The following is a 22958-nucleotide window of genomic DNA, read 5'->3' as shown; positions in this document are numbered from 1 at the left end:
CAACAGCGCTCCGGCCAGCACCCCTCTTCCGTCTTGGCGCTGCGCGCCAATCCACCTTCTCCCACAAGGGGAGAAGGAAGAAGGGCGGCGCCTGTCTTCTTTTGTCCGGGGCAACCATGATAGTCGTCTTGCAGCACTGAATCAGAATTGCGAGACCATGACCATTCCTACGCCGGCCGTTCAGGACCGATCCAGGCGCATCATCGCCATCGACGTCGCCCGCGGCTTCGCTTTGCTTGCCATGGCGAGCTACCATTTCACCTGGGATCTCGAATTCTTCGGCTACACCGATCCCGGCCTGACCGCCTTTGGCTGGTGGAAATTCTACGCGCGCTGCATCGCTTCGACCTTCCTGTTCCTGGTCGGCGTCAGCCTGTTCCTCGCCCATGGCAAGCAAATCCGCTGGAGCGGCTTCTGGAAACGCTTCGCCATGGTCGGCGGGGCGGCGCTCGCCATATCGGCCGCTACCAGGCTTGCCACCCCCGACAGTTTCATCTTCTTCGGCATCCTGCACGAGATCGCGCTCGCCAGCCTGCTCGGCCTGGCGTTTCTGCGGCTGCCGGCGCTGCTGACGCTGGTTGTCGCAGCTTTCGTCATCACCGCGCCGCTCTACCTCAGGTCCGAGATCTTCGATCATCCGGCCCTGTGGTGGGTCGGCCTGTCGGCAACCAACCCGCGCTCCAACGATTATGTCCCGCTGTTTCCATGGTTCGGCGCTGTGCTTGTCGGTATCGCGGCGGCAAAACTCGCCTTCGCCTCCGGCGTGCTGACGCGGCTGGCGGGCCTGACGCCCGGCCGCTGGACTAATCCGCTGGTCTTTATCGGCCGGCACAGCCTCGCCTTCTATCTGATCCACCAGCCGGTGCTGATCGGCTCGGTCTGGCTGATTTCGCAAGTCATGCCGGCAGCCGTCGAAACCAGGCAGGTCACCTTCCTGAAAGAGTGCCAGGCATCGTGCGAGCAATCGCGCGACACGGAGTTCTGCAGCAGCTATTGTGTCTGCATGCTCAATACGCTCGAGGGCGAGGCCACGCTTGATCGGCTCTACCGCAACGACCAGGCTGCGGAATGGAAGGCGCATCTCGACGAGCTCGCCGGCGCCTGCACCGCCAAGGCCGACGGCACTTTGATGGAGGGAGGAGCACAATGACCGACCATCAGCAGAAACCGGGCCAACAGAAACCGGGACAGCAAAAACCGGGGTTTATACCGTGGCCGCCGCTGATCTATGTCGCGGCCATCGCCGTCAGCATCGCGCTTGGCTTGCTTTATCCGCTGCCATGGATCGGCGGCCTTTTGGGCGACATCCTGTTCGCGGCCGGCTGGGTGGCATTGTTGGGCGTCGTCGCACTCTGGTTCACGGCGATCCGCATCATGATCCGGGCAAAGACGACGCTCCACCCGAACGCCGTGCCGGACCATCTGGTTACATCGGGCCCCTTCGCCGTCAGCCGCAATCCGATCTATCTGGCCAACACGCTGCTGATGATCGGCGTCGCCCTTATCTCGGGGAACGTATGGTTCCTGCCGCTGGCGATCATCGCCGCCTTCGCAACGCAGAAAATGGCGATCGAGGGCGAGGAAAAGGTTCTGGCAACGAAATTCGGCAAGAAATACCGGGATTACGCAAAAAGGGTGCGGCGCTGGATTTGAGGCGGCAACCGATCAGGTGTTGACGCCGAGTTCCACCAGCCGCTCGACGCAGGATTCCTCGGCCTGGTCCAGTTCAGCCAAGGTTTCTTCGAGGTCGCGGCGCTTCTGGCGCAGATCCTCGCGCTTTTCCTCGATGCGCTTGATCATCAGGTTGAGCTGACCGACCTCGCCGGGCGGCTCCTTGTACATCTGGATGATTTCGCGGATCTCGTTGATCGAAAAGCCGAGCCTCTTGCCACGCATGATCTGGCGGATCAGATGCCGGTCCGACGGGCGAAATAGCCGCGTGCGGCCGCGCCGCACCGGCTGCACCAGCCCCTCGTCCTCGTAGAAGCGCAGCGTCCGCGTCGAAACGTCGAATTCGCGGGTCAGTTCGGTTATCGAATAATATTCCCGCATCATCACTCCAAATTCCCGGCCGCGCTGCGGGTTCCAACCATGCGGCCTCGCTATCCGCACGCGTTTCAGAATCGGCCGGAGGCTGTTCCAAAATCTCGCATGGCATTTACGTAAAAGTCAATTGAGTAGGCGTCGCTCACACGCCGAACCACCATGTGGCGAGGCCGAGAAAGGCAAAGAAGCCGACGACGTCGGTGACCGTCGTGACGAAAACCGCCGAAGCCACGGCCGGGTCGATCTTGAACCGGTCGAGCAGCAGCGGGATCAGGATGCCGGCAAGTGCCGCCACGAACATGTTGATGATCATCGCCGCGGCGATGATGCCGCCCAGGTTGGGATCGCGGAACCAGGCGGCCGCGACGATGCCGATCAGGATGGCGAAGATGATGCCGTTGATGAAGCCCACCCCCATCTCGCGGCGGATGATGCGGCCGGCATTGTAGATGTCGAGGTCCCTGGTCGCCAGCGCCCGCACCGTGACCGTCATGGTTTGCGAGCCGGCATTGCCGCCCATGCCTGCCACGATCGGCATCAGCACGGCCAGCGCCACGATGTGCTCGATCGTGCGGTCGAACAGGCCGATCACCGAGGCCGCCAGGAACGCTGTCAAAAGGTTGACGAGCAGCCACGGAACGCGCGAGCGCGAGGTCGAAAGGATGCTGTCCGACAATTCTTCGTCGCCGACACCACCCATGCGCAGCAGATCCTCCTCGGCTTCCTGCTGGATGACGTCGACCACGTCGTCGATGGTCAGCACGCCGACCAGCCGCTCGTTCTCGTCGACGACGGCAGCGGAGAGAAGGTCGTATTGTTCGAACTCGCGCGCCGCCTCCTCCTGGTCCATCGTCGCCGGAATGGCGTGCCTGGTCTCATGCATCACCTCTTCGACCTTGATCGAGCGCTTGGTGCGCAGGATCTGGTCGAGGTCGATGGCGCCGAGCAGCTTGAAGCTCGGATCGATGACGAAAATCTGGCTGAAGCGGTCGGGAAGGTTGTTGTCCTCGCGCATGTAGTCGATGGTCTGGCCGATCGTCCAGAATGGCGGCACCGCGACGAACTCGGTCTGCATGCGGCGACCGGCGGTCTCTTCGGGATAGTCGAGCGAGCGGCGCAGCCTGATCCGCTCGGTGAACGGCAATTGCGACAGGATCTCGTCCTGGTCTTCCTTTTCGAGATCCTCGAGAATGTAGACCGCGTCGTCAGAATCGAGGTCCTGCACACCCTGGGCAATCTGGGCGTTGGGCAGGCTGTCGACAATGTCGCGGCGGATAGCCTCGTCGACCTCGGTCAGCGCGGAAAAATCGAAGTCGGCGCCCAACAATTCGACCAGCGCGCGGCGCTGTTCTGGATGAAGCGCCTCGATCAGGTCGCCGAGTTCCGATTGGTGCAGGTCGTCGACTTCACGCTTCAGCGTCAGCGTGTCGCGATCGGCGATCGCGGCGCCGATCTGGGCAAGGAACGACGACAGAATGGCGCCGTCCTCGCCATAGATGTCGGCGCTGTCCTCAGCAGTCCTGGCGCCGGTCGTCTGTTCGTCCTGGCCTTCCACCAGCGCCTCCCGCCATCAGAATTCCGGAAAAGCTGCGTGTTAGGTCTAGCGCATGACCATGGAAATCGGAATCGATTTCCAGAAAGGATCATGAGCAGCGTCAAATTGCTACAGCGTCCGTCAGATTTCGAAGTCGATGTCCGCGGGCGCAATCATCGACCAATCGCACAATGTCTTGTCCGGCTCCCATCATCGTCACGCCGAGGCTCCTCGGTATGTTCCCTATCGGCGTCTCTGGGAGGCTACCATTGCGGGCGGAGTCAATATTCTCACCGACGTGCCACCAGCCTGGCGGCCGCCCGACGCTTTCGACATTTGCGGATGGCGGCTGGAAACCTTATATAATCCAACTTGTGCATGCTGCGGCGTGCGCAGATCAATCGTAGAGAAGGATACAGATGCCGGACTCGGATGCGGCGATACCTCGAATTGCTCTCATTTCAACCCACGGCTACGTAGCAGCCAACCCGCCCCTGGGCGCGGCCGATACCGGCGGACAGGTGGTCTATGTCTTGGAACTTGCCAAAAAGCTGGCCCAGTTGGGTTATGCCGTCGATATCTGGACGCGACGATTTGAAGACCAGCCTCCTGTCGATGACGTGGCCGACGGGGTTCGCGTCCTGCGTGTCGCCTGTGGCGGACCCGATTTTATTCCGAAGGAATATCTCCACCGCCACCTTCTCGAGTGGTGTGAAAACGCGCTGCGCCTGATTCGCCGGGAAAACCTCTCCTACGACTTCATCAACTCTCACTACTGGGATGCGGGCGTGGCGGGGCAGCGACTGTCGGAAGCGCTCACTGTCCCGCACATCCATACGCCGCATTCGCTTGGCATCTGGAAGCAGCGCCAGATGAAGACGGACTACCCTGACAAGGCCGATACATTCGAGGCCGAGTTCAATTTCAGCGAGCGCATCAAGCACGAGACGATCATCTATCGAAGCTGCGCCATGGTGATCGCAACAACGCCGCCGCAGGTCGACATGCTGGTCGAGGACTACAGCCTCGAGCGCGACCGCGTGCACATGATCCCGCCCGGTTACGACGACAACCGGTTCTTCCCGGTCAGCGAGGCGTCTCGCCGGTTGATCCGCCATCGGCTCGGCTTCGAAGGGCGAACGGTCCTGGCGCTCGGCCGGCTCGCCACCAACAAGGGCTACGACCTGCTGATCGATGCGTTTTCAGTGGTGGCGCCGCGTGTGCCGGATGCGGTCCTGAGGCTCGCTGTCGGCGGCGAGAACATGGACGAGCAGGAACAGAAGATCCTCAACCAGCTCAAGCAACAGGTCGAACAGCTAGGCTTGCAGGATCGTGTCGTCTTCTCCGGCTATGTTGCCGACGAGGACCTGGCCGACACCTATCGGGCGGCGGACATGTTCGTCCTGTCGAGCCGCTACGAGCCGTTCGGCATGACCGCGATCGAGGCAATGGCCTGCGGAACGCCGACCGTGGTTACGATCCATGGTGGCCTCTATCGCGGGATCAGCTATGGCCGGCACGCGCTTTTTGGCGATCCGTTCGACAAGGAAGATCTCGGCATCACCATCGTCAAGCCGATGAAGCACCAGCGCCTCTACGGCCGCCTGGGCCGCATGGGCGCGCACAAGGCGCGCAGCCTGTTCACCTGGACCGGCATCGCCCAGCAGCTGGTCAGCCTTGTCGAAGGCCGCCCGGTGCTGAAGGCGGTCGACGATCATGACTGGGACGAGCCGTGGAACGACGGCGATTGAAACCGATCGCGCTTTTGTCGAGTGATCTCGACGGGACCCTGGCGGGCGACGCGCCGGCGACGTCACGCTTTCGGTTGAAATGGGAGGCGCTCGATCCCGAGCACCGGCCGGTTCTCGTCTACAACAGCGGTCGCCTGGCCGACGACATCTTGAACTTCGTCGACGAAGTCGGCCTGCCAGCGCCGGACTATGTGATCGGCGGTGTCGGCACGATGCTCGCCGGTCCGCGGCACACCTCTGTTCTCGGGCATTTTGCCCAAAGGTTTTCGGAAGGCTGGTCGCTTGAAAAGGTCGATGCGGTGCTCGGGTCGCTCAAAGACACCGTCCGCCAGCCCGACGGCTATCAGCACGCCTTCAAATCGAGCTGGTACCTGCTCGACGCAAGTCCCGAAACCCTTGCCAGCATCGAGCGCGCTTTGGCCGAGGCCGGCCTGTCGGTGACGATGGTCTATTCGAGCGGACGCGATCTCGACATCCTGCCGCGCTCAGCAGACAAGGGCCAGGCGCTGGCCTGGCTGTGCAATGAGCTCGGCATCGGCCTGGATGAGGTGGTCGTCGCCGGCGATACCAACAACGACCGCAGCATGTTCGAGCTGCCCGGTGCGCGCGGGATTGTCGTTGCCAATGCGCTTCCCGAACTGCTTGACATGGCGCGGGCCAACCCGCTGATCTACAGCGCCAAGGAACAGTTCGCCCTTGGCGTCGTCGAAGGCCTCGTTCATTGGTCGGTGTTTGCGGACGCCCGATCCTGAACTGGAAATATTCATCTCCTTGTCACGGTTTGAGCGCCCATACCGTCGCGTGTAGTACGGCGCCCGTTTCGGCGATGAGACGTGCCGATTGCACCGGCTCAAAACCGCTGATCCGCTTCGTGCCAGCCCAACGACCGCGATCCGCAAAAACCTCGATCGACCCGTAGTCGAGGAATATCCGCAGCCGTTTTGGACGGGCTCCCTTGGCAATATAGTGAGGGGATTCCACTGCGTCGTCTCCATGACGAATGGCAAGTCCCTCGTCGTCGACGACAACCTCGAGCCGGACAGTTGGATGTTGCAGCTTCAAGTGGAAATGGGCACCGGGCTTATCCAGCTCGAACAGGATTTCGACGGCGCCGTTGATAAAGCTTACCTGCTCTCCGGCTGCGAGGCGTGTCCGGTCCAGAATATGGCTCCGCAGGCTCTCGGCAGCGCCGATGGGCGGGGTGTGCAACTCGCCTGCAGACAGATGGATATTGCGAGGCAACGTCATGGCTGTGGGGAAATCGATTGCCGGCCCGGTGTCGGCCCAGTTGGCAAGCCAGCCTATGCCGACAATGGCATCGCCGTCGGCGAAGGCCTGGAAGGCGTAATTATCCGTCCCGAAGTCCAGTTCCTGTTCGAATTCCTTGGCAAAGGTCCGACCATCGAACCAACCGACAATGGCCATTGTCAGGTTCTTGCGCCGGGTCGACCGGTCCTCACTGTTCATCAACCCGAGAATCAGAACCCAGCGCGTCGCTGGATCGGTCGCAGGCCCGTCGAGCGGCAGCAGACAGGGACATTCGATCGCCGTCGTCCGATAGTGTTTCTCGACCAGAAGCTTGCCGACATACGTCCATCCGGTGGCTGCCGTATGGTCAAGGGTTTCGTAGAGCAGGACAACGCCGCCTTCATCGCTCTGGCTGCCCAGCAGCATTTTCCAAAGGCCATCCGGTCCCCTAAAGACGTAGGGGTCCCGAAAATCCGCTGTCAATCCCTGGTCAAGCGGGCGGTATGGCAGGATGACGTGCGCGTCTCCCGCCATGATGAGGTCGCTGGAAGTGGCCGTGAGTTGGATCTGCTGTTCCGGGATACGGTCCTGTACCTGCTCGGTGAAAAAGACGCGAATGCCCGGGCCATCGGCAAGCGGGATGGCCGAGCCGGAATAGGCGCCGCCCCGTTTGTCGGGCCTGGCGGTGAGATCTTCCGACGGAAACAGGAAGATGGGCATGTGACGCCACCGCAAATAATCCGAAGAGACGGCGTGCCCCCAATGCATCGTGTTCCAGCGAAGGCCATGCGAATAATGCTGATAGAACAGATGTGGGCGGCCTCCAAACCGGCCAAATCCGTTCGGATCGTTCATCCAGCCGAACGGCGGACGAAAATGATAGCTGTCGGGGATGTTCGGTGGGGCATTTCCCGGATTGGTGTGGAGAACTGTAATGCCCGTCTCCAGCACGTCGGCCAATGCGAACCAGTAGGCAACCGAAACCGAGGTCTGATCCGCATCGTAATCCAGTTCGACACTGCCGCCGCCGAAGACGTGAAAAATTCTGAATTCATGCTCTTCGGCGTTGATAACGCTCACCTCGCCGAACTTGCCGCGAACGTTGGAAAACGACAGCGAGCCTGGAACGTCCGGCCTGGTCGCCTTGAGCCAGATATGGAAGGTGGCGTTGACCGGCAGATCGGCATGCAGGCTTCGAATGGTGTTCCCGGCCGCAATCCTTACCTGGCTGTCACTCATAAATAGGGCTCCGTTGCGTGCGGCTTTCCCAGGCAAAACCGGATGCTCGACCTGGAATGCATTGCAGAAGGTTAAGGCTGGATTTTGACTTTGGCAAAGTCATTCCCCAGGATCGACAGTCCTTGAGGTCAATCGCCGCACGGATCACCGCCTGCAACTGCTGAACTCGCGGCGTAAGAAGGTTGACGGCTCGCAGAGCATGATTGCATTGTCCGACGGCGTAACACCTTCTCTTTTCCGCAGGTTTCGACCCGCGGCGCAATCCCGTGCAGCCATTGTCCAGATCGGCCAACCAGTTGTCCGCATACGATGGAACGACGAACGGGACCCCGCCCGTCCGGACCGACTGCCGGGTTGGATCGGACCGTCGGTCCTGCGCTATGATTGAAAGCTGGATTTAGGAGGAGCTCATGGCCATCGGCGCTGACACCAAAGGCGTCTACACCATTGCCCCGACGCCGTTCGAGGCGGATGGCAAGATCGACTGGGAATCGCTTGATTCGATGGTCGATTTCTACGAGCGCTGCGGCGTCGATGGGATGACAATCCTCGGCATCATGGGTGAGGCCCCAAAACTCGACGCCGGCGAATCGCTCGAGATCGTCAAACGTATAGTGGCGCGCACCAGGCTGCCGGTGATCGTCGGCGTCTCCGCCCCTGGCTTCGCCGCCATGCGCAACCTTGCGCGCGCCGCGATGGAGATTGGCGCCCAGGGGGTGATGATCGCGCCGCCGCCGGCGCTGCGCACCGACGACCAGATCGTCACCTATTTCCGCAACGCATCCGAAGCCGTCGGCGAGGATGTTCCTTTCGTCCTGCAGGACTATCCGCTGACCCTGACGGTCGTCATGACGCCGGCCGTCATCCGCCGCATCGTCACCGACAACCCGGCCTGCTTCATGCTCAAGCACGAGGATTGGCCGGGCCTGGAGAAGATTAGCGCGCTGCGCGGCTTCCAGAAGGACGGCTCGCTGCGGCCGCTGTCCATCCTCACCGGCAATGGCGGCCTCTTTCTCGATTTCGAGATGGAGCGCGGTGCCGACGGCGCGATGACCGGCTACGCCTTCCCCGACATGCTGGTCGACATGGTGAAACTGTCCGCCGCCGGCGAGCGCGACAAGGCGCACGATCTTTTCGACGCCCACCTGCCCTATCTGCGCTATGAGCAGCAACCCGGCGTGGGACTTGCGGTACGCAAATATGTGATGATGAAGCGCGGCGCCATCGCGTCGGACGCCCAGCGCAAGCCGGGGAGTGCATTGTCGGCGGCGGCCAGACAAGAGGTCGACTATTTGCTCATGCGGCTGGAAAGTCGCGTCCGCAAACAAGCCTTGAGATAATGCACTAGCGGGCTATTTTGCCGCGCAATCACATCAATATACAGCCGCTTGCGGGGAAAGCGCATTTTTCGCCGAGCATTCCCACGTGTCCGTTTCGCGGCACGGTTCGGTCTTTGAAGCAGCTGGCATATGATGGCGGGTCAAACCACGCGGTCAGGGCGCGGCATTCCGCATCCAAACAGCAACGGGTTCGCGCAGTGTTCAGTTTGCACAAACAGTCTTGGAAGGACTGCAGGGAAACAAAAAACGCACAATAAAAATAATAGCTTATTGGATAAAGCTGGTGCGGTCGAGAAGACTCGAACTTCCACGGGTTGCCCCACAGCGACCTCAACGCTGCGCGTCTACCAATTCCGCCACGACCGCACGTGGTAGGAGCCGGAACGAACCGGCTCGCGGCGTGTAGCAAATCGTTTCCAGCGAAACAAGGGCGCGTCGCGCAATAATTGCCCGGGCTTCGGCATAACCCTCCAAAGAGCTGAAACGCGCTCGCAACTGGACGTTTCAGCCGATTGCCGCCATATGTGAGGCGACACGAGACACACCATGACAGAACGCAGCCAGATCGCCACGTCGTTCCTGCCCCTGCCCGGTTCGGCGCCGGTCGAATGGCGGATCGAACCCGGCCTCACCGCCTATCCGGATGCGCTCGCCGTGATGGAGGCGCGTGCCGAAGCGATCAGAAGCGGCGGCGCCGGCGAGATGGTCTGGCTGGTAGAGCATCCGCCACTCTACACCGCCGGCACCAGCGCCCGCATCGAGGACCTGATCGAGCCCGACCGTTTCCCGGTGTTCGCAGCTGGGCGCGGCGGCGAATACACCTATCATGGGCCGGGCCAGCGGGTCGCTTATGTGATGCTCGACCTGAAGCGGCGGCGCGAGGATGTCCGCGCCTTCGTCGCGGCACTTGAACAATGGATCATCGGCACGCTCGCCGCCTTCAACGTGCGCGGCGAACGGCGCGAGAACCGTGTCGGCGTCTGGGTGGTCCGGCCGGATCGCCCCGCCCGGCCCGACGGATCGCTCGCCGAGGACAAGATCGCCGCCATCGGCATCAGGCTGAGGCGCTGGGTGAGCTTTCACGGTATCGCCATCAATGTCGAGCCGGATCTCGCCCACTTCAGCGGCATAGTGCCGTGCGGCGTGCAGGACCACGGTGTCACCAGCCTCGTCGATCTCGGCCTTCCCATAACGATGGCCGATCTCGACCTCGCGCTGAAATCCGCCTTCGAGGATGTCTTCGGACCCACCGCAGCTCTGCTTGTCGAAACGGCCCGCAAGGCCGGCTGACAAGGCGGCGCAGAACCGCAGAGCTCCGACGCAGCCCCTCACCCGTGAAGAACGGGCGCGCTGCCTCACATCGCTCCGATCCAGATCGCCATGGAAATGAGAAACGTGCTCATGCACACCAGTGACACGACATCCTGAACAAGACCGGTCATAACGCTCTCCTGTTTTCAGTATGTTCGTATTTTGTTCTGATTTTGTTCGAATGTCAACGGCCTCAGTCAGAGCGTGTCGCGAAATTCGGGCGCTCAGTTCGGCACGGTTAAGGAAAGGTTGAGATCGGATTTCACTGTTTCCGCGCTGGCTGCGCGTGGGGAGATGCAGCCAGACAGCACACCTAGAGCGGAACAACCTTGCCGTCGGCCAGCGTGACGCGACGGTCCATGCGCGAGGCAAGCTCGTGATTATGGGTGGCGATCAGCGCCGCCAGGCCCGACTGCCGGACCAGCGCCCCCAGTGCCTCGAACACATAGGAGGCGGTGACCGGGTCGAGGTTGCCGGTCGGCTCGTCGGCCAGCAGCACCAGCGGCGCATTGGCGACGGCGCGCGCGATGGCGACGCGCTGTTGCTCGCCGCCGGACAGTTCTGACGGCCGGTGCTGCGCGCGCTTGCCGATCTGCATGTAATCGAGCAGTTGCGCCGACCGCTCGGCAGCCTCCTTGCGCGTCAGCCCTTTTATCAGTTGCGGCATCATGATGTTTTCCAGCGCCGTGAACTCGGGCAGCAGGTGATGGAACTGGTAGACGAAGCCGACATCGTTGCGGCGGATCGCCGTTCGCTCGTCGTCGGAAAGCCGCCCGCAGGCGCGGCCGGCCAGAATGACATCGCCGGCGTCCGGCCGCTCCAGCAGTCCGGCGGTGTGCAACAGCGTCGATTTGCCGGTGCCCGAAGGCGCCACCAGCGCCACGATCTCACCGCGCTTCAACGAAAAATCGGCGCCGTTGAGGATGGTCAGCTTGCGCGGCCCCTGGACATAATGCCGCTCGACGCTCTTCAGCTCGATAATGGCATCGGCCATCATTCGTACCTCAGCGCTTCGACCGGATCGAGCCTGGCCGCGCGCCATGCCGGAAACAGCGTCGCCAGGAACGACAGCACCAGCGCCATCAGCACCACCGAGATCGTCTCGCTGGCGTCCATGCGGGCAGGCAACTGGCTCAGGAAATAGAGCTCGGGATTGAACAGCCTTTCGCCGGCGAGCCAGGAGAAGAACTGGCGAATGCGCTCGACGTTCAGGCAGATGACGACGCCGAGGAGGACGCCGGCGAGGGTGCCCACCACGCCGATCGCCGCCCCCGTCATCAGGAAGATGCGCAGGATCGCGCCGCGCGTGGCGCCCATGGTGCGCAGGATGGCGATATCGTGGCCCTTGTCCTTGACCAGCATGATCAGCCCCGAAATGATGTTGAGCGCCGCAACCAGCACGATCAGCGTCAGGATCATGAACATGACGTTGCGCTCCACTTGCAGCGCATCGAAGAATGTCCGGTTTCGTTCTCGCCAGTCGACCATGGTTATCGGCCGCTGCGATGCCTCCTCGACCTTCGGCTTCAGCGCGTCGACATTGTCGGGATTGTCGACATAGATCTCGATCGCCTGGGCCCGGCCATCCATGTTGAAATAGAGCTGCGCTTCCGAAAACGGCATGTAGACGATGGAGCTGTCATATTCCGACATGCCGACCTCGAAGATCGCCGTGATCGGGTAGCCCTTCATGCGCGGTGTCGTGCCGAGCGGCGTGACATCGCCGTCGGGGGCGATAAGCGTGATGGTGTCGCCGAGCACAAGACCGAGATTGTCGGCCATGCGGCTGCCGATGGCGACGCCCTCGCCTGTGTCGAAGCCGGCGATCGAGCCCTGCTGGATATTGTTGGCGACGATTGAAATCTTGCCCAGGTCCTCGCCGCGTATGCCGCGCACCAGCGCCCCCGACCCGCCGCCGACATTGCCTTGCGCCAGCACCTGGCCGTCGATCAGCGGAATGGCGTATTGGACGCCGGGCACGCCGTTGATGCGGCCGGCGATCTGCGCATAGTCCTCCAGCGGCATGTCGAGCGGCTGCACGATCAGATGGCCGTTGACGCCGAGGATGCGCGTCAGAAGCTCGGCGCGAAAGCCGTTCATGACAGCCATCACGACGATCAGCGTGGCGACGCCCAGCATGATGCCAAGGAACGAGATCGAGGCAATGACGGAGATCACCGTCTCCTTGCGGCGCGAGCGCAGATAGCGCCACGCGACCATGCGTTCAAACACGGAAAAAGCTCCGGCGGCCATGGGTTTAGCTGCTGCCGCTCCACTCATCCGGCAAAACCGAAGCGTTTCTTCACGTCTTCGATCGGCAGCGTCTCACGCTCGCCGTTCCTGCGGTTTTTGATCTCGACCTCGCCGGCGGCCACGCCGCGCGGCCCGACGATCACCTGCCACGGCAGTCCGATCAGGTCGGCTGTGGCGAACTTGCCGCCCGGCCGCTGATCGGTGTCGTCGTAAAGCACGTCCTTGCCGACGGCGACAAACGCTGCATAGAGTTCATCGCAGATGCGGTCGCAGTCGGCGTCGCCGGCTTTCATATTGATCAGGCCGATGTCGAAAGGCGCCACCGCCTCCGGCCAGATGATGCCGTTGTCGTCGTGGCTGGCCTCGATGATCGCCGCGACCAGCCGCGTCGGGCCGATGCCGTAGGAACCTCCGGAAGCAAAATGATCCTTGCCGTCGGGCCCGGTCACCTTGGCGCCCATCGGCTTCGAATATTTGTCGCCGAAATGGAAGATGTGGCCGACCTCGATGCCGCGCGCCGAGACCCGGTCGCTTGTCGCGACCTTCTCCCACGCCGCCTCGTCGTGCATCTCGTCGGTCGCCGCATAGGGCGTCGTCCATTTCTTGACGATGTCGCTGATCTCGGCATCGTTGGAGAAGTCCGTGTCCGCCCCCGGCACATCAAGTGCGAGATAGTCGCGATGGCAATAGACCTGGCTCTCGCCGGTTTCGGCCAGGATGATGAATTCGTGGCTGAGGTCGCCGCCGATCGGCCCGGTATCGGCACGCATCGGGATTGCCTGCAGCCCCATGCGCGTGAACGTCCTGAGATAGGACACGAACATCCTGTTATAGGCCGCCCTGGCGCTTTCGAAGTCGAGATCGAAGGAATAGGCGTCCTTCATCAGGAACTCTCTGCTGCGCATGACGCCGAAGCGCGGCCGCACCTCGTCGCGGAACTTCCACTGGATGTGATAGAGATTGAGCGGCAGATCCTTGTAGGACTTCACATAGGCGCGAAAAATCTCGGTGACCACCTCCTCGTTGGTCGGCCCATAGAGCATGTCCCGATCCTGCCGGTCCTTGATGCGCAGCATCTCCTTGCCATAGTCGTCATAGCGGCCGCTTTCGCGCCACAGCTCGGCCGACTGGATGGTCGGCATCAGGATCTCGAGCGCGCCGGCCCGGTCCTGCTCCTCGCGAACGATCCGGCAGACCTTGTCCAGCACCCTCTTGCCTAGCGGCAGCCAGGAAAAACTGCCTTGCCCCTGCTGGCGGATCATGCCGGCGCGCAGCATCAGCCGGTGCGAGACGATTTCAGCCTCGCGCGGATTTTCTTTGAGGATAGGCAGGAAATAGCGCGACAAACGCATGGACCGGTCCGTGAGAGAGAGGATTGCCGCACCGGAATCGGCGCAGCGCAGGCTTGCTTGCCCCGGCTTCATAGCCATTTCATGACGGAATGGAAACCCGCCCCCCCAAGCCAACTGGCAGCCAACTGGGCGCCCGACGGGGCGTCGCAAAGGCGCCGCAGTGCCGCGTTCGCCTTACTGGTCGTTTCGCAAGCAACGCCTGCCATACTATTGTGCAGTGCAGCACGAGATAGCTTATTTCGGGGCAAAATTCTGCGTGACATTTTCACCCGGCTTGGTCTAATGTGCGCCGATAAACGAGAGGGCGGAAAGAAATCTGCTCTCCTACGCGGTCAAAGTCTTGGGAGGATGCGATCTAGGCGCGGTTACTCGCTGCCGCCGGATACCGGAAACAGATCGGACGCGTTTAAATTGCAAGGCCTCGTGCCTTGCATTTTTTTTGTGCAATCATTTGGTTAGCACGACAAATTGCTAAACCACTTTATTCGGAACCTGCATCGGTTTCCAGCCCGGATTGGTGCTCGCATGCAAGATGTGGCCAGCCGTACCCGGCGGTCTAGTTTTCGGGACTCCGGCTGAAATCCGGCACGATGTGCGGGATGTCGTCGATGCCGAGGCCGAGCCCCCGCGTCATGCCATAAAAGATGCCAAGCAGAACCAGCGTGACGATCGTCGTCCGCAGCACCGCGCGCAGCATATGCGGTCCGCGCGGCGCGCTGGATACCGTGCCCAGCGTCACGTCCTCATCCTCGTCCTGCGTCCTCAGGCTGAACGGCAGGATGGCGAACAGCACCACCCACCATGTGATGAAGAACAGGGCGAGAAATGAAACCCAGCTCATGCTTGCTCCAGTTCGACCAGCGTGCCGAAGAAATCCTTGGGATGCAGGAACAGCACCGGCTTGCCATGCGCGCCGGTCTTCGGGTTGCCGTCGCCGAGGACACGGGCGCCGCTGGCCTTGAGGTGATCTCGCGCGGCAAGAATGTCGTCGACCTCATAGCACAGATGATGCATGCCGCCCGATGGGTTCTTCTCGAGGAATGCCGCGATCGGCGAACCCTCACCAAGCGGCTCCAGCAATTCGATCTTGGTATTGCCGACATCGACGAACACCACCGTCACGCCATGCTCCGGCAGCGCCTGCGGCGCGGTCACCCGGGCGCCGAGCGTGTCGCGATAAGCCGCTGTGGCCGCAGCCAGATCCGGCACGGCAAGCGCGACATGGTTCAGGCGTCCAAGCATTGGTTTTCCTCAGGGCAGTAAGGCAATATGGGAGTAGGGAAAAACGACTTTCTCCCCTACTGCCGTACTGCCCTACTCCCCTATTCCCTTACCTTGTGACGAACACCGTCACCAGCGGCTTCTTGCCCCAGGCTTCATTGGCGGCGCCACGGACGGCGCGGCGCACTGCCTCCTGCACGAGGTCGAGATCTCTTCGGCGCTGACGGGGGATGGAGTCCACGGCGCCGATTGCCGCATCGATCATCAGGTCCTCCAGGCTCTCGCCGCGGCCATCGGCCTCGGCGACGCCGATGGCGACCAGATCGGGATCGCCGGCGAGCTCATATTTGTCGTCGAGCACGACATTGACCGCGACATGGCCGGCGAAAGACAGCTTGCGCCGGTCGCGAATGCCCATCGCCTGGTCGGTGCCGATCAGCCTGCCGTCCTTGTAGATGCGGCCGAACGGCACCTGGTCGATGATCGCCGCCGCACCGGGATAGAGCCGCAGCATGTCGCCGTTGCGCACCTGCGCCACCTGGCCGATGCCGGACACCGACATCAGCGATCCCTGCGCCACCAGATGCGCCGCCTCGCCATGCACGGGAACGCCGATCTGCGGCCGCACCCATTCATACATCTTGCGCAGCTCGCTGCGGCGCGGATGGCCCGAGACATGCACCAGCGCATCACCGTCCTCGATGATCTTGATACCGAGATCGATCAGACGGTTCTTGATCTCAAGGATACCCTTCTCGTTGCCGGGAATGGTACGCGAGGAAAACACCACCGTATCGCCTGCCGTCAGCGACACCGATTTCATCTCCTCGCGCGACAGTTTCGCCAGCGCCGCAAGCGGCTCGCCCTGGCTGCCGGTGCAGATGATGACGAGGTTTTCGCGCGGGATGAAGCCAAAGTCCTCCTCGGCGATGAATTCGGGCAGCCCATCCATGTAGCCGAGTTCGCCGGCAACATCGATGACCCGCTTCAGCGAGCGGCCGAGCACCAGGCACTGCCGGCCGGCATCGCGTGCCGCCTTGGCAATGGAGACGATGCGTCCGACATTGGAGGAAAAGGTGGTGACCGCAACGCGGCCCTTGGCGCTCTGGATGACGCCCTTGAGGCCCTCGCCAACCGCGACTTCCGACGGCGACACCCCTTCCCGCAGCGCATTGGTGGAATCGCAGATCAACGCCAGCACGCCCTTGTCGCCATAGGCGCGAAAGCGCGCCTCGTCGGTCAGCGGACCGATCGTCGGCGCCGGATCGATCTTCCAATCACCGGTGTGGATGACGGTGCCGGCCGGCGAGGTGATCGCCAGCGACATCGGCTCGGGGATCGAATGCGCGACCGGGATGGCCTCGATCTCGAACGGGCCGACGCTGAACTTTTCACCGGCGCGGTAGATCGTCACCGGGATCTTTGGTGCGCCCTGCTCGCCCTGCCGCTTGGCTTCCAGCAATCCAGCGCCGAACGGCGTCATCCAGACCGGCGCCTTGAGCTTCGGCCATGTGTCGAGCAGCGCGCCGTAGTGGTCCTCATGCGCGTGCGTGATGACGATGCCACGCAGATTGGCGATGTTCTCCTCGATGAAGCGCGTGTCAGGCAGCACCAGGTCGACGCCAGGCAGGCTGGCATCGGGAAAGGTCACGCCGACATCGACGACGATCCAGTCGCGCGCATTGGCCGGCCCGTAGCCATAGAGGGCGAAGTTCATGCCGATCTCGCCGACGCCGCCAAGCGGCACGAAGACGAGTTCGGCGTTTTCCGCTGTCGCCATGATCATTCCTTTCCTGGCCGGTCAACCCAAGCCCGTCAAACTCTGGGGCCAGTCAAACCTGAGCCCGTAAAAAACTTGGCCTGTCAAAACCTTGGCCTGCCAAACCTGGGTGGCCTGTCAAACCTGGGCCGACGCGACCGCACCGAAATGCACGTCGCCGGCGGCGATCGTCAGAACCGAACCCTCATCGTCGCGGATCACGAAACGGCAGTCCTCGTCAATGGTCTCGAACGTGCCGCGCACCACATTACCGTCAATTCTGACAGCAACCTGCCCGCCAAGCCCTGCCGCACGCGCCAGCCAGCGCCGCCTGACGGCGGCCAGCCCGCGCCCATCGTTCCACAGCCGCGCATTCTCGCTCCAGGCATCCGACAGCGCCAGAAACAATGTCTCGGCATCGCAAGCAGCGCCCAGCGCGCTAAGCGATGTCGCGGGATAAGGCAAATCCTTGGGGTATGCCACAACATTGACACCGATGCCGACCGCCACCGCAAAGCGATCGCCTTCGAGTATCGCCGATTCCAGCAGGATGCCGGCAAGCTTGGCGCCGGAGGCAAGCACATCGTTCGGCCATTTCAGCTCGAAACGGTTTTTTCCATCGCTGCCGCCGTCGAGGCCGATTGCGATCCTGCCCTTCGGCACGACGGCGTCGAGCGCATCGGCCAGCGCCAGCCCGGCGACGAAGCCGAGCGTCGCGGCCAGGCGAAGCTCGGCATTGGTGACCACCAGCAGCGTCGCCGCCAGATTGCCCTCGGGCGTCGCCCAGACCCGGCCGCGCCGGCCACGCCCGCTTTCCTGTTTTTTCGAAACGACCCAGAGCTTGCCCGGATCTCCCGCCCGCGCACGGTCGAGCGCCAGCGCATTGGTCGAACCGACGGTGTCATGTGCCTCGAGCCGGAACCCTTCCGAGGCCGCTGTTGGAGCCAGCCGAAATGCCATCCCGTCAGAAGAATGTCTTGGCGGCGGCTTCGGCATAGGTGCCGATCGGCCCGCCGATCAGCACATAGAACAGCACGAAGGCGCCGCAGACGCCAAGCACGATGCGAAGCTCGGTCGCCATCGGCACGAAGCCGCCGACCGGTTCGTCGAACCACATGATCTTGATGATCCGCAGATAATAATAGGCGCCCACCACCGAGGCCAGCACGCCGATGATCGCCAGCGCGTAGAGGTTGGCGTTGATGGCGGCAAGGAACACGTACCATTTCCCCCAGAAGCCGGCGAGCGGCGGAATGCCGGCCAGCGAGAACATCAGGATGGTCAGGATCGTCGCCATGATCGGATTGGTCGATGACAGCCCGGCGAGATCGCTGATCTGTTCGACATTGCCTTCCTTGCGCCGCATGGCGAGGATGAAGGCGAAGGTGCCGAGCGTCATCACCAGATAGATCAGCATGTAGATGGCGACACCGCGAACGCCGGCCTGACTGTTGGCGGCGAGGCCGACCAGGGCGTAGCCCATATGGCCGATCGAGGAATAGGCCATCAGCCGCTTGATGTTGGTCTGGCCGATAGCCGCAAAGGCGCCGAGCAGCATCGAGGCGATCGAGATGAAGACGATGATCTGCTGCCAGTCGGCGGCGATCGGCTGGAAGGCGTCCACGGTGACGCGCACGATCAGCGCCATCGCCGCCATCTTCGGCGCCGCCGCGAGGAAGGCCGTCACCGGCGTCGGCGCGCCTTCATAGACGTCGGGCGTCCACATGTGGAACGGCACCGCCGATATCTTGAAGGCGAGGCCGGCCAGCACGAAGACCAGGCCGAAGACCAGGCCAAGCTGCCGCTCGCCGCCGCCAAGTGCTGCGGCGATCTCCTGGAAGCCGGTGTTGCCGGTGTAGCCGTAGACGAGGCTGATGCCGTAGAGCAGCATGCCCGACGACAGCGCCCCAAGTACGAAGTACTTGAGTCCCGCCTCGGTCGAGCGCAGATTGTCCCGGTTGATCGCCGCCAGCACGTAGATTGCCAGCGACTGCAGTTCGAGGCCGAGATAAAGCCCGATCATGCCGTTGGCCGAGATCATCAGCATCATGCCGAGCGTGCACAGCAGGATCAGCACCGGATACTCGAACTTGTCGAAATGCTCCGCCTTGGCGAAGCGCATCGACATGACCAGCGTCACCGCCGACCCAATCAGCGCCAGCACCTTCATGAAGCGGGCGAAGGGATCCTGGACGAAGGCTTCGCCGTAAGCGTTGCCCTGCCCGGTGGAAAAGATCGTCCAGAGGCCGGCAATCACCAGGACGGCGACGGCAAGGCCGCTGACCGTGGTGGTGGTGTTGGCGCGCGAATAGGCGCCGAGCATCAGCAGCGCCAGGGCGCCGACGGCGAGGATCAGCTCTGGCGTCGACAGCGACAGGCTGGAGAGAAGGTCCGGCGTCATGGTTCGCAAACCTCTCGGGTCAGTTCGCCGCCGCGGTCTGCGCGGTGTCGATGGATGCGGTGACATTGGTAACGAGCGCCTTGACCGATGCGGCAGTCGCGTCGAAGACCGGCGCCGGGTAGACGCCGAAGAAGATGACCAGCACGGCCAGCGGGTAGATGATCACCTTCTCGCGCGTCGACAGGTCGAGCAGGCCTTTCAGGCTGTCCTTGGTCAGCGCGCCGAAGATCACCCGGCGATACAGCCACAGTGCATAGGCCGCCGACAGGATGACGCCGGTGGCGGCGAAGAACGCCACCCAGGTGTTGACCCGGAACACGCCGAGCATGGTCAGGAACTCGCCGACGAAGCCGCTGGTGCCGGGCAGGCCGACATTGGCCATGGTGAAGATCATGAACACGGTGGCGTATTTCGGCATGTTGTTGACCAGCCCGCCATAGGCGTCGATGTCGCGCGTGTGCATGCGGTCGTAGATGACGCCGACGCAGAGGAACAGCGCGCCGGAGACCAGGCCGTGCGACAGCATCTGGAAGATTGCCCCCTGGACGCCTTCCTGGTTCATCGCGAAGATGCCCATGGTGACGAAGCCCATATGGGCGACCGACGAATAGGCGATCAGCTTCTTCATGTCCTCCTGCATCAACGCCACCAGCGAGGTGTAGATGATGGCGACGACGGACAGCGCGAAGACCAGCGGCGCAAACATCTCCGAGGCGATCGGAAACATCGGCAAGGAGAAGCGCAGGAAGCCATATCCGCCCATCTTCAGCAGGATGGCGGCCAGGATCACCGAACCGGCCGTCGGCGCCTCGACATGCGCGTCCGGCAGCCAGGTGTGCACCGGCCACATCGGCATCTTCACGGCGAAGGAGGCGAAGAAGGCGAGCCATAGCCAGGTCTGCATGGAGGCCGGGAAGTCGTGCGTCAGCAGCGTCGGGATGTCGGTGGTGCCGGACTGGAAGAACATCGCCATGATGGCGAGCAGCATCAGCACCGAGCCGGCCAGCGTATAGAGGAAGAACTTGAACGAGGCGTAGACGCGCCGCTTGCCGCCCCACACGCCGATGATGATGAACATCGGGATCAGGCCGGCTTCGAAGAAGACGTAGAACAAGACGATGTCGAGCGCGCAGAACACGCCGATCATCAGCGTCTCCAGTAGCAGGAAAGCGATCATGTAGGCCTTGACGCGCTTCTCGATCGATTCCCACGAAGCCAGGATGCAGAGCGGCATCAGGAAGGTGGTCAGGATGACGAACAGCATGGAGATGCCGTCGACGCCCATATGGTAGGAGATGCCGGAATCCAGCCAGGCAAACTTCTCGACGAACTGGAAGCCGGGCTCCGCATTGTCGAAGCCGGTCCAGATGAACAGCGAGACGATGAAGGTGATACCAGTCGTCCACAACGCAATGGCGCGGATGTTGCGGCGGGCATTCTCGCTGTCGTCATTGATCAGCAGAATGAACAGCACACCAACCAGCGGCAGGAAGGTGACCAGCGAGAGGATCGGCCAGGCGGTCATCAGAGCATCATCCAGGTGACGAATGCGGCAACGCCGATCAGCATGGCGAAGGCATAATGATAGAGGTAGCCGGTCTGCAGCTTGACGACCCGGTTGGTGACGTCGACGACGCGCGCCGAAACCCCGTCCGGACCAAGTCCGTCGATCACGGTGCCGTCACCGGTCTTCCACAGGAAGTGGCCGAGGCGTTTTGCCGGCCGCACGAACAGGAAGTCGAAGAGTTCGTCGAAATACCACTTGTTGAGCAGGAAGGCGTAGAGCCCGCGATGCTGCGCCGCCAGGTTCTTCGGCATCTCCGGCGCGCGGATGTAGAATTGCCAGGCAATCGCAAAGCCGATCAGCATGGCGACGAACGGCGACAGCTTCACCCAAAACGGCACTTCGTGGATGTCGTGCAGGATGTGATTCTCCGGCAGCGTGAACAGCGACGCCTTCCAGAACTCGGCATAGCCCTCGCCGATGAAGGCGCCATGGAAGATCACGCCGGCGAACAGCGCGCCAGCCGCCAGGATGTACAGCGGCACCAGCATGACCGGCGGCGATTCATGGACGTGGTGCATGACGTCGTGGCTCGCCCGCGGCTGGCCGTGGAAGGTCATGAAGATCAAGCGCCAGGAATAGAAGCTGGTGAAGCAGGCAGCGACGACCAGCAGCACGAAAGCAAGGCCGGCGACCGGATTGTGCGCGGCAAAGGCGCTTTCGATGATCGCGTCCTTGGAGAAGAAGCCGGCGGTGCCGATGACCGTCACCGGAATGCCGACGCCGGTCAGCGCCAGCGTGCCGATCACCATCATCCAGTAGGTCTTCGGAATGAGCGTCCTGAGGCCGCCCATCCTGCGCATGTCCTGTTCATCCGAGACGGCGTGGATCACCGAGCCGGAGCCAAGGAACAGCAGCGCCTTGAAGAAGGCATGCGTGAACAGATGGAAGATCGCCGCGCCATAGGCGCCGACGCCGAGCGCCACGAACATGTAGCCGAGCTGCGAGCAGGTCGAATAGGCGATGACGCGCTTGATGTCGTTCTGGACAAGGCCGACGGTCGCCGCGAAGAAGGCGGTGAAGGCGCCGATGAAGGTGACCACGATCAGCGCCGAATGCGACAGTTCGAACAGCGGCGACAGCCGCGCCAGCATGAACACGCCGGCCGTCACCATGGTGGCGGCATGGATGAGCGCCGAGACCGGCGTCGGCCCTTCCATGGCGTCGGGCAGCCAGGTGTGCAGCGGCACCTGGGCCGACTTGCCCATGGCGCCCATGAACAGCAAGAGGCAGACGACGGTCATCGCCGCCTGCTTGTCGAGGGCATAGCCGAGGAAGGTCAGCACGGCTGCGCCCTCCGGCGCGCCTTCGGCCGGGATGAACGTCGCCGCATTGGCGAAGATGGTGCCGAGATTGACCGAACCGAACAGCACGAACACACCGAAGATGCCGAGCGCGAAACCGAAATCGCCGACGCGGTTGACGACGAAGGCCTTGATCGCGGCGGCATTGGCCGACGGCTTCTTGTACCAGAAGCCGATCAGCAGATAGGAGGCGAGGCCGACGCCTTCCCAGCCGAAGAACATCTGCACGAGGTTGTCGGCCGTCACCAGCATCAGCATGGCGAAGGTGAACAGCGACAGATAGGCGAAGAAGCGCGGCCGGTTCGGGTCGTGATGCATGTAGCCGATGGAGTAGATGTGGACCAGCGCCGACACCGTGTTGACGACGACCAGCATCACCACCGTCAGCGTGTCGATGCGCAGTGCCCATGCGGCTTCCAACCCGCCCGACTGGATCCAGCGCAGCACCGGCACGGTGAACACCTCGCCCTCGCCGAAGCCGACGGCGAAGAAGGCGACCCACGACAGCACGGCTGATATCACCAGGAAGCCGGAGGTGATGTATTCGGACGCCTTGGCGCCGAGCGACGTGCCGAACAGGCCGACGATCAGGAAGCCGAGCAGAGGAAGGAAGACGATGGCCTGATACATGGTGG

The 22958-nt window shown here is 62.4% G+C and carries 19 protein-coding genes and 1 tRNA gene; 6 read left to right on the top strand and 14 right to left on the bottom strand.

Annotation, left to right across the window (positions count from 1 at the left end; genetic code table 11):
• Window positions 1-157: 157 nt before the first annotated feature.
• Together AC0L2V_RS30495 and AC0L2V_RS30490 are read left to right on the top strand one after the other, a co-directional pair.
• Complete coding sequence (locus AC0L2V_RS30495) at window positions 158-1150, top strand: heparan-alpha-glucosaminide N-acetyltransferase (RefSeq protein WP_473511644.1); 993 nt, start codon at window positions 158-160, stop codon at window positions 1148-1150.
• Complete coding sequence (locus AC0L2V_RS30490; RefSeq protein WP_473511645.1) at window positions 1147-1653, top strand: methyltransferase family protein; 507 nt, start codon at window positions 1147-1149, stop codon at window positions 1651-1653. Before AC0L2V_RS30495 ends, AC0L2V_RS30490 begins: the two co-directional genes overlap by 4 nt.
• Before the next feature lie 12 nt (window positions 1654-1665).
• Here AC0L2V_RS30490 and AC0L2V_RS30485 read toward each other — a convergent pair whose 3' ends face one another.
• Window positions 1666-2052, bottom strand: a complete 387-nt coding sequence (locus AC0L2V_RS30485; RefSeq protein ID WP_023685221.1) for a MerR family transcriptional regulator — start codon at window positions 2050-2052, stop codon at window positions 1666-1668.
• A gap of 136 nt (window positions 2053-2188) precedes the next feature.
• Window positions 2189-3601, bottom strand: a complete 1413-nt coding sequence (gene mgtE / locus AC0L2V_RS30480; protein WP_023798879.1) for a magnesium transporter — start codon at window positions 3599-3601, stop codon at window positions 2189-2191.
• 398 nt (window positions 3602-3999) lie between these two features.
• On the opposite strand from mgtE, the gene AC0L2V_RS30475 reads away from it, so the two are divergent.
• Both AC0L2V_RS30475 and AC0L2V_RS30470 read left to right on the top strand, forming a co-directional pair.
• The gene (locus AC0L2V_RS30475; RefSeq protein ID WP_091594364.1) at window positions 4000-5331 is read left to right on the top strand and encodes a glycosyltransferase; all 1332 of its coding nucleotides are present in this window, start codon (window positions 4000-4002) and stop codon (window positions 5329-5331) included.
• Entirely contained in the window at window positions 5328-6083 is a 756-nt protein-coding gene (locus AC0L2V_RS30470) for an HAD-IIB family hydrolase (RefSeq protein WP_473511647.1), read from the top strand. Before AC0L2V_RS30475 ends, AC0L2V_RS30470 begins: the two co-directional genes overlap by 4 nt.
• A gap of 22 nt (window positions 6084-6105) precedes the next feature.
• Here the strand turns inward: AC0L2V_RS30470 and AC0L2V_RS30465 are convergent, their stop codons facing one another.
• On the bottom strand, window positions 6106-7818 hold the full coding sequence (locus AC0L2V_RS30465) for a GH32 C-terminal domain-containing protein (protein WP_473511672.1): 1713 nt from the start codon (window positions 7816-7818) through the stop codon (window positions 6106-6108).
• Window positions 7819-8228: 410 nt separating this feature from the next.
• Here AC0L2V_RS30465 and AC0L2V_RS30460 point away from each other — a divergent pair, with 410 nt between their 5' ends.
• The gene (locus AC0L2V_RS30460) at window positions 8229-9158 is read left to right on the top strand and encodes a dihydrodipicolinate synthase family protein (RefSeq protein WP_473511648.1); all 930 of its coding nucleotides are present in this window, start codon (window positions 8229-8231) and stop codon (window positions 9156-9158) included.
• A 281-nt stretch (window positions 9159-9439) separates the two neighbouring features.
• On the opposite strand, the gene AC0L2V_RS30455 is transcribed toward AC0L2V_RS30460, so the two are convergent.
• Window positions 9440-9524 (bottom strand) — tRNA-Leu (locus AC0L2V_RS30455).
• A 180-nt stretch (window positions 9525-9704) separates the two neighbouring features.
• On the opposite strand from AC0L2V_RS30455, the gene lipB reads away from it, so the two are divergent.
• Window positions 9705-10448 carry a lipoyl(octanoyl) transferase LipB gene (lipB, locus tag AC0L2V_RS30450; RefSeq protein WP_473511649.1) on the top strand — a complete coding sequence of 248 codons (744 nt, stop codon included), beginning with the start codon at window positions 9705-9707 and terminating at the stop codon, window positions 10446-10448.
• A gap of 334 nt (window positions 10449-10782) precedes the next feature.
• Here lipB and AC0L2V_RS30445 read toward each other — a convergent pair whose 3' ends face one another.
• The 10 genes from AC0L2V_RS30445 to nuoL form a co-directional block, all read right to left on the bottom strand.
• Complete coding sequence (locus AC0L2V_RS30445) at window positions 10783-11463, bottom strand: ABC transporter ATP-binding protein (RefSeq protein ID WP_036269595.1); 681 nt, start codon at window positions 11461-11463, stop codon at window positions 10783-10785.
• Window positions 11463-12749, bottom strand: a complete 1287-nt coding sequence (locus AC0L2V_RS30440; RefSeq protein WP_023798872.1) for a lipoprotein-releasing ABC transporter permease subunit — start codon at window positions 12747-12749, stop codon at window positions 11463-11465. Before AC0L2V_RS30440 ends, AC0L2V_RS30445 begins: the two co-directional genes overlap by 1 nt.
• Window positions 12746-14074, bottom strand: coding sequence for a proline--tRNA ligase (gene proS / locus AC0L2V_RS30435; protein ID WP_473511651.1), 1329 nt, complete (start codon window positions 14072-14074; stop codon window positions 12746-12748). The genes AC0L2V_RS30440 and proS overlap by 4 nt, the downstream gene beginning before the upstream one ends.
• Window positions 14075-14630: 556 nt before the next feature.
• On the bottom strand, window positions 14631-14915 hold the full coding sequence (locus tag AC0L2V_RS30430) for a DUF1467 family protein (RefSeq protein WP_023798870.1): 285 nt from the start codon (window positions 14913-14915) through the stop codon (window positions 14631-14633).
• The gene (gene mce, locus AC0L2V_RS30425; protein WP_023798869.1) at window positions 14912-15316 is read right to left on the bottom strand and encodes a methylmalonyl-CoA epimerase; all 405 of its coding nucleotides are present in this window, start codon (window positions 15314-15316) and stop codon (window positions 14912-14914) included. The genes AC0L2V_RS30430 and mce overlap by 4 nt, the downstream gene beginning before the upstream one ends.
• Window positions 15317-15404: 88 nt before the next feature.
• Window positions 15405-17075 carry a ribonuclease J gene (locus tag AC0L2V_RS30420; RefSeq protein WP_287174687.1) on the bottom strand — a complete coding sequence of 557 codons (1671 nt, stop codon included), beginning with the start codon at window positions 17073-17075 and terminating at the stop codon, window positions 15405-15407.
• Window positions 17076-17192: 117 nt separating this feature from the next.
• On the bottom strand, window positions 17193-18014 hold the full coding sequence (locus AC0L2V_RS30415; protein WP_091594342.1) for a biotin--[acetyl-CoA-carboxylase] ligase: 822 nt from the start codon (window positions 18012-18014) through the stop codon (window positions 17193-17195).
• Window positions 18015-18018: 4 nt separating this feature from the next.
• Window positions 18019-19455 (bottom strand): NADH-quinone oxidoreductase subunit NuoN, encoded by a 1437-nt coding sequence (gene nuoN, locus AC0L2V_RS30410; protein WP_473511652.1) that lies wholly within the window; start codon window positions 19453-19455, stop codon window positions 18019-18021.
• Window positions 19456-19474: 19 nt separating this feature from the next.
• On the bottom strand, window positions 19475-20980 hold the full coding sequence (locus AC0L2V_RS30405) for an NADH-quinone oxidoreductase subunit M (protein ID WP_473511654.1): 1506 nt from the start codon (window positions 20978-20980) through the stop codon (window positions 19475-19477).
• Window positions 20980-22953, bottom strand: a complete 1974-nt coding sequence (gene nuoL / locus AC0L2V_RS30400) for an NADH-quinone oxidoreductase subunit L (protein WP_287214147.1) — start codon at window positions 22951-22953, stop codon at window positions 20980-20982. Before nuoL ends, AC0L2V_RS30405 begins: the two co-directional genes overlap by 1 nt.
• Window positions 22954-22958 lie beyond the last annotated feature (5 nt).

It is taken from the genome of Mesorhizobium sp. WSM4814 (assembly GCF_055811595.1).
Note: the sequence above shows the minus strand (reverse complement) of the source record. Positions and strands in the feature narration are given on the sequence as shown.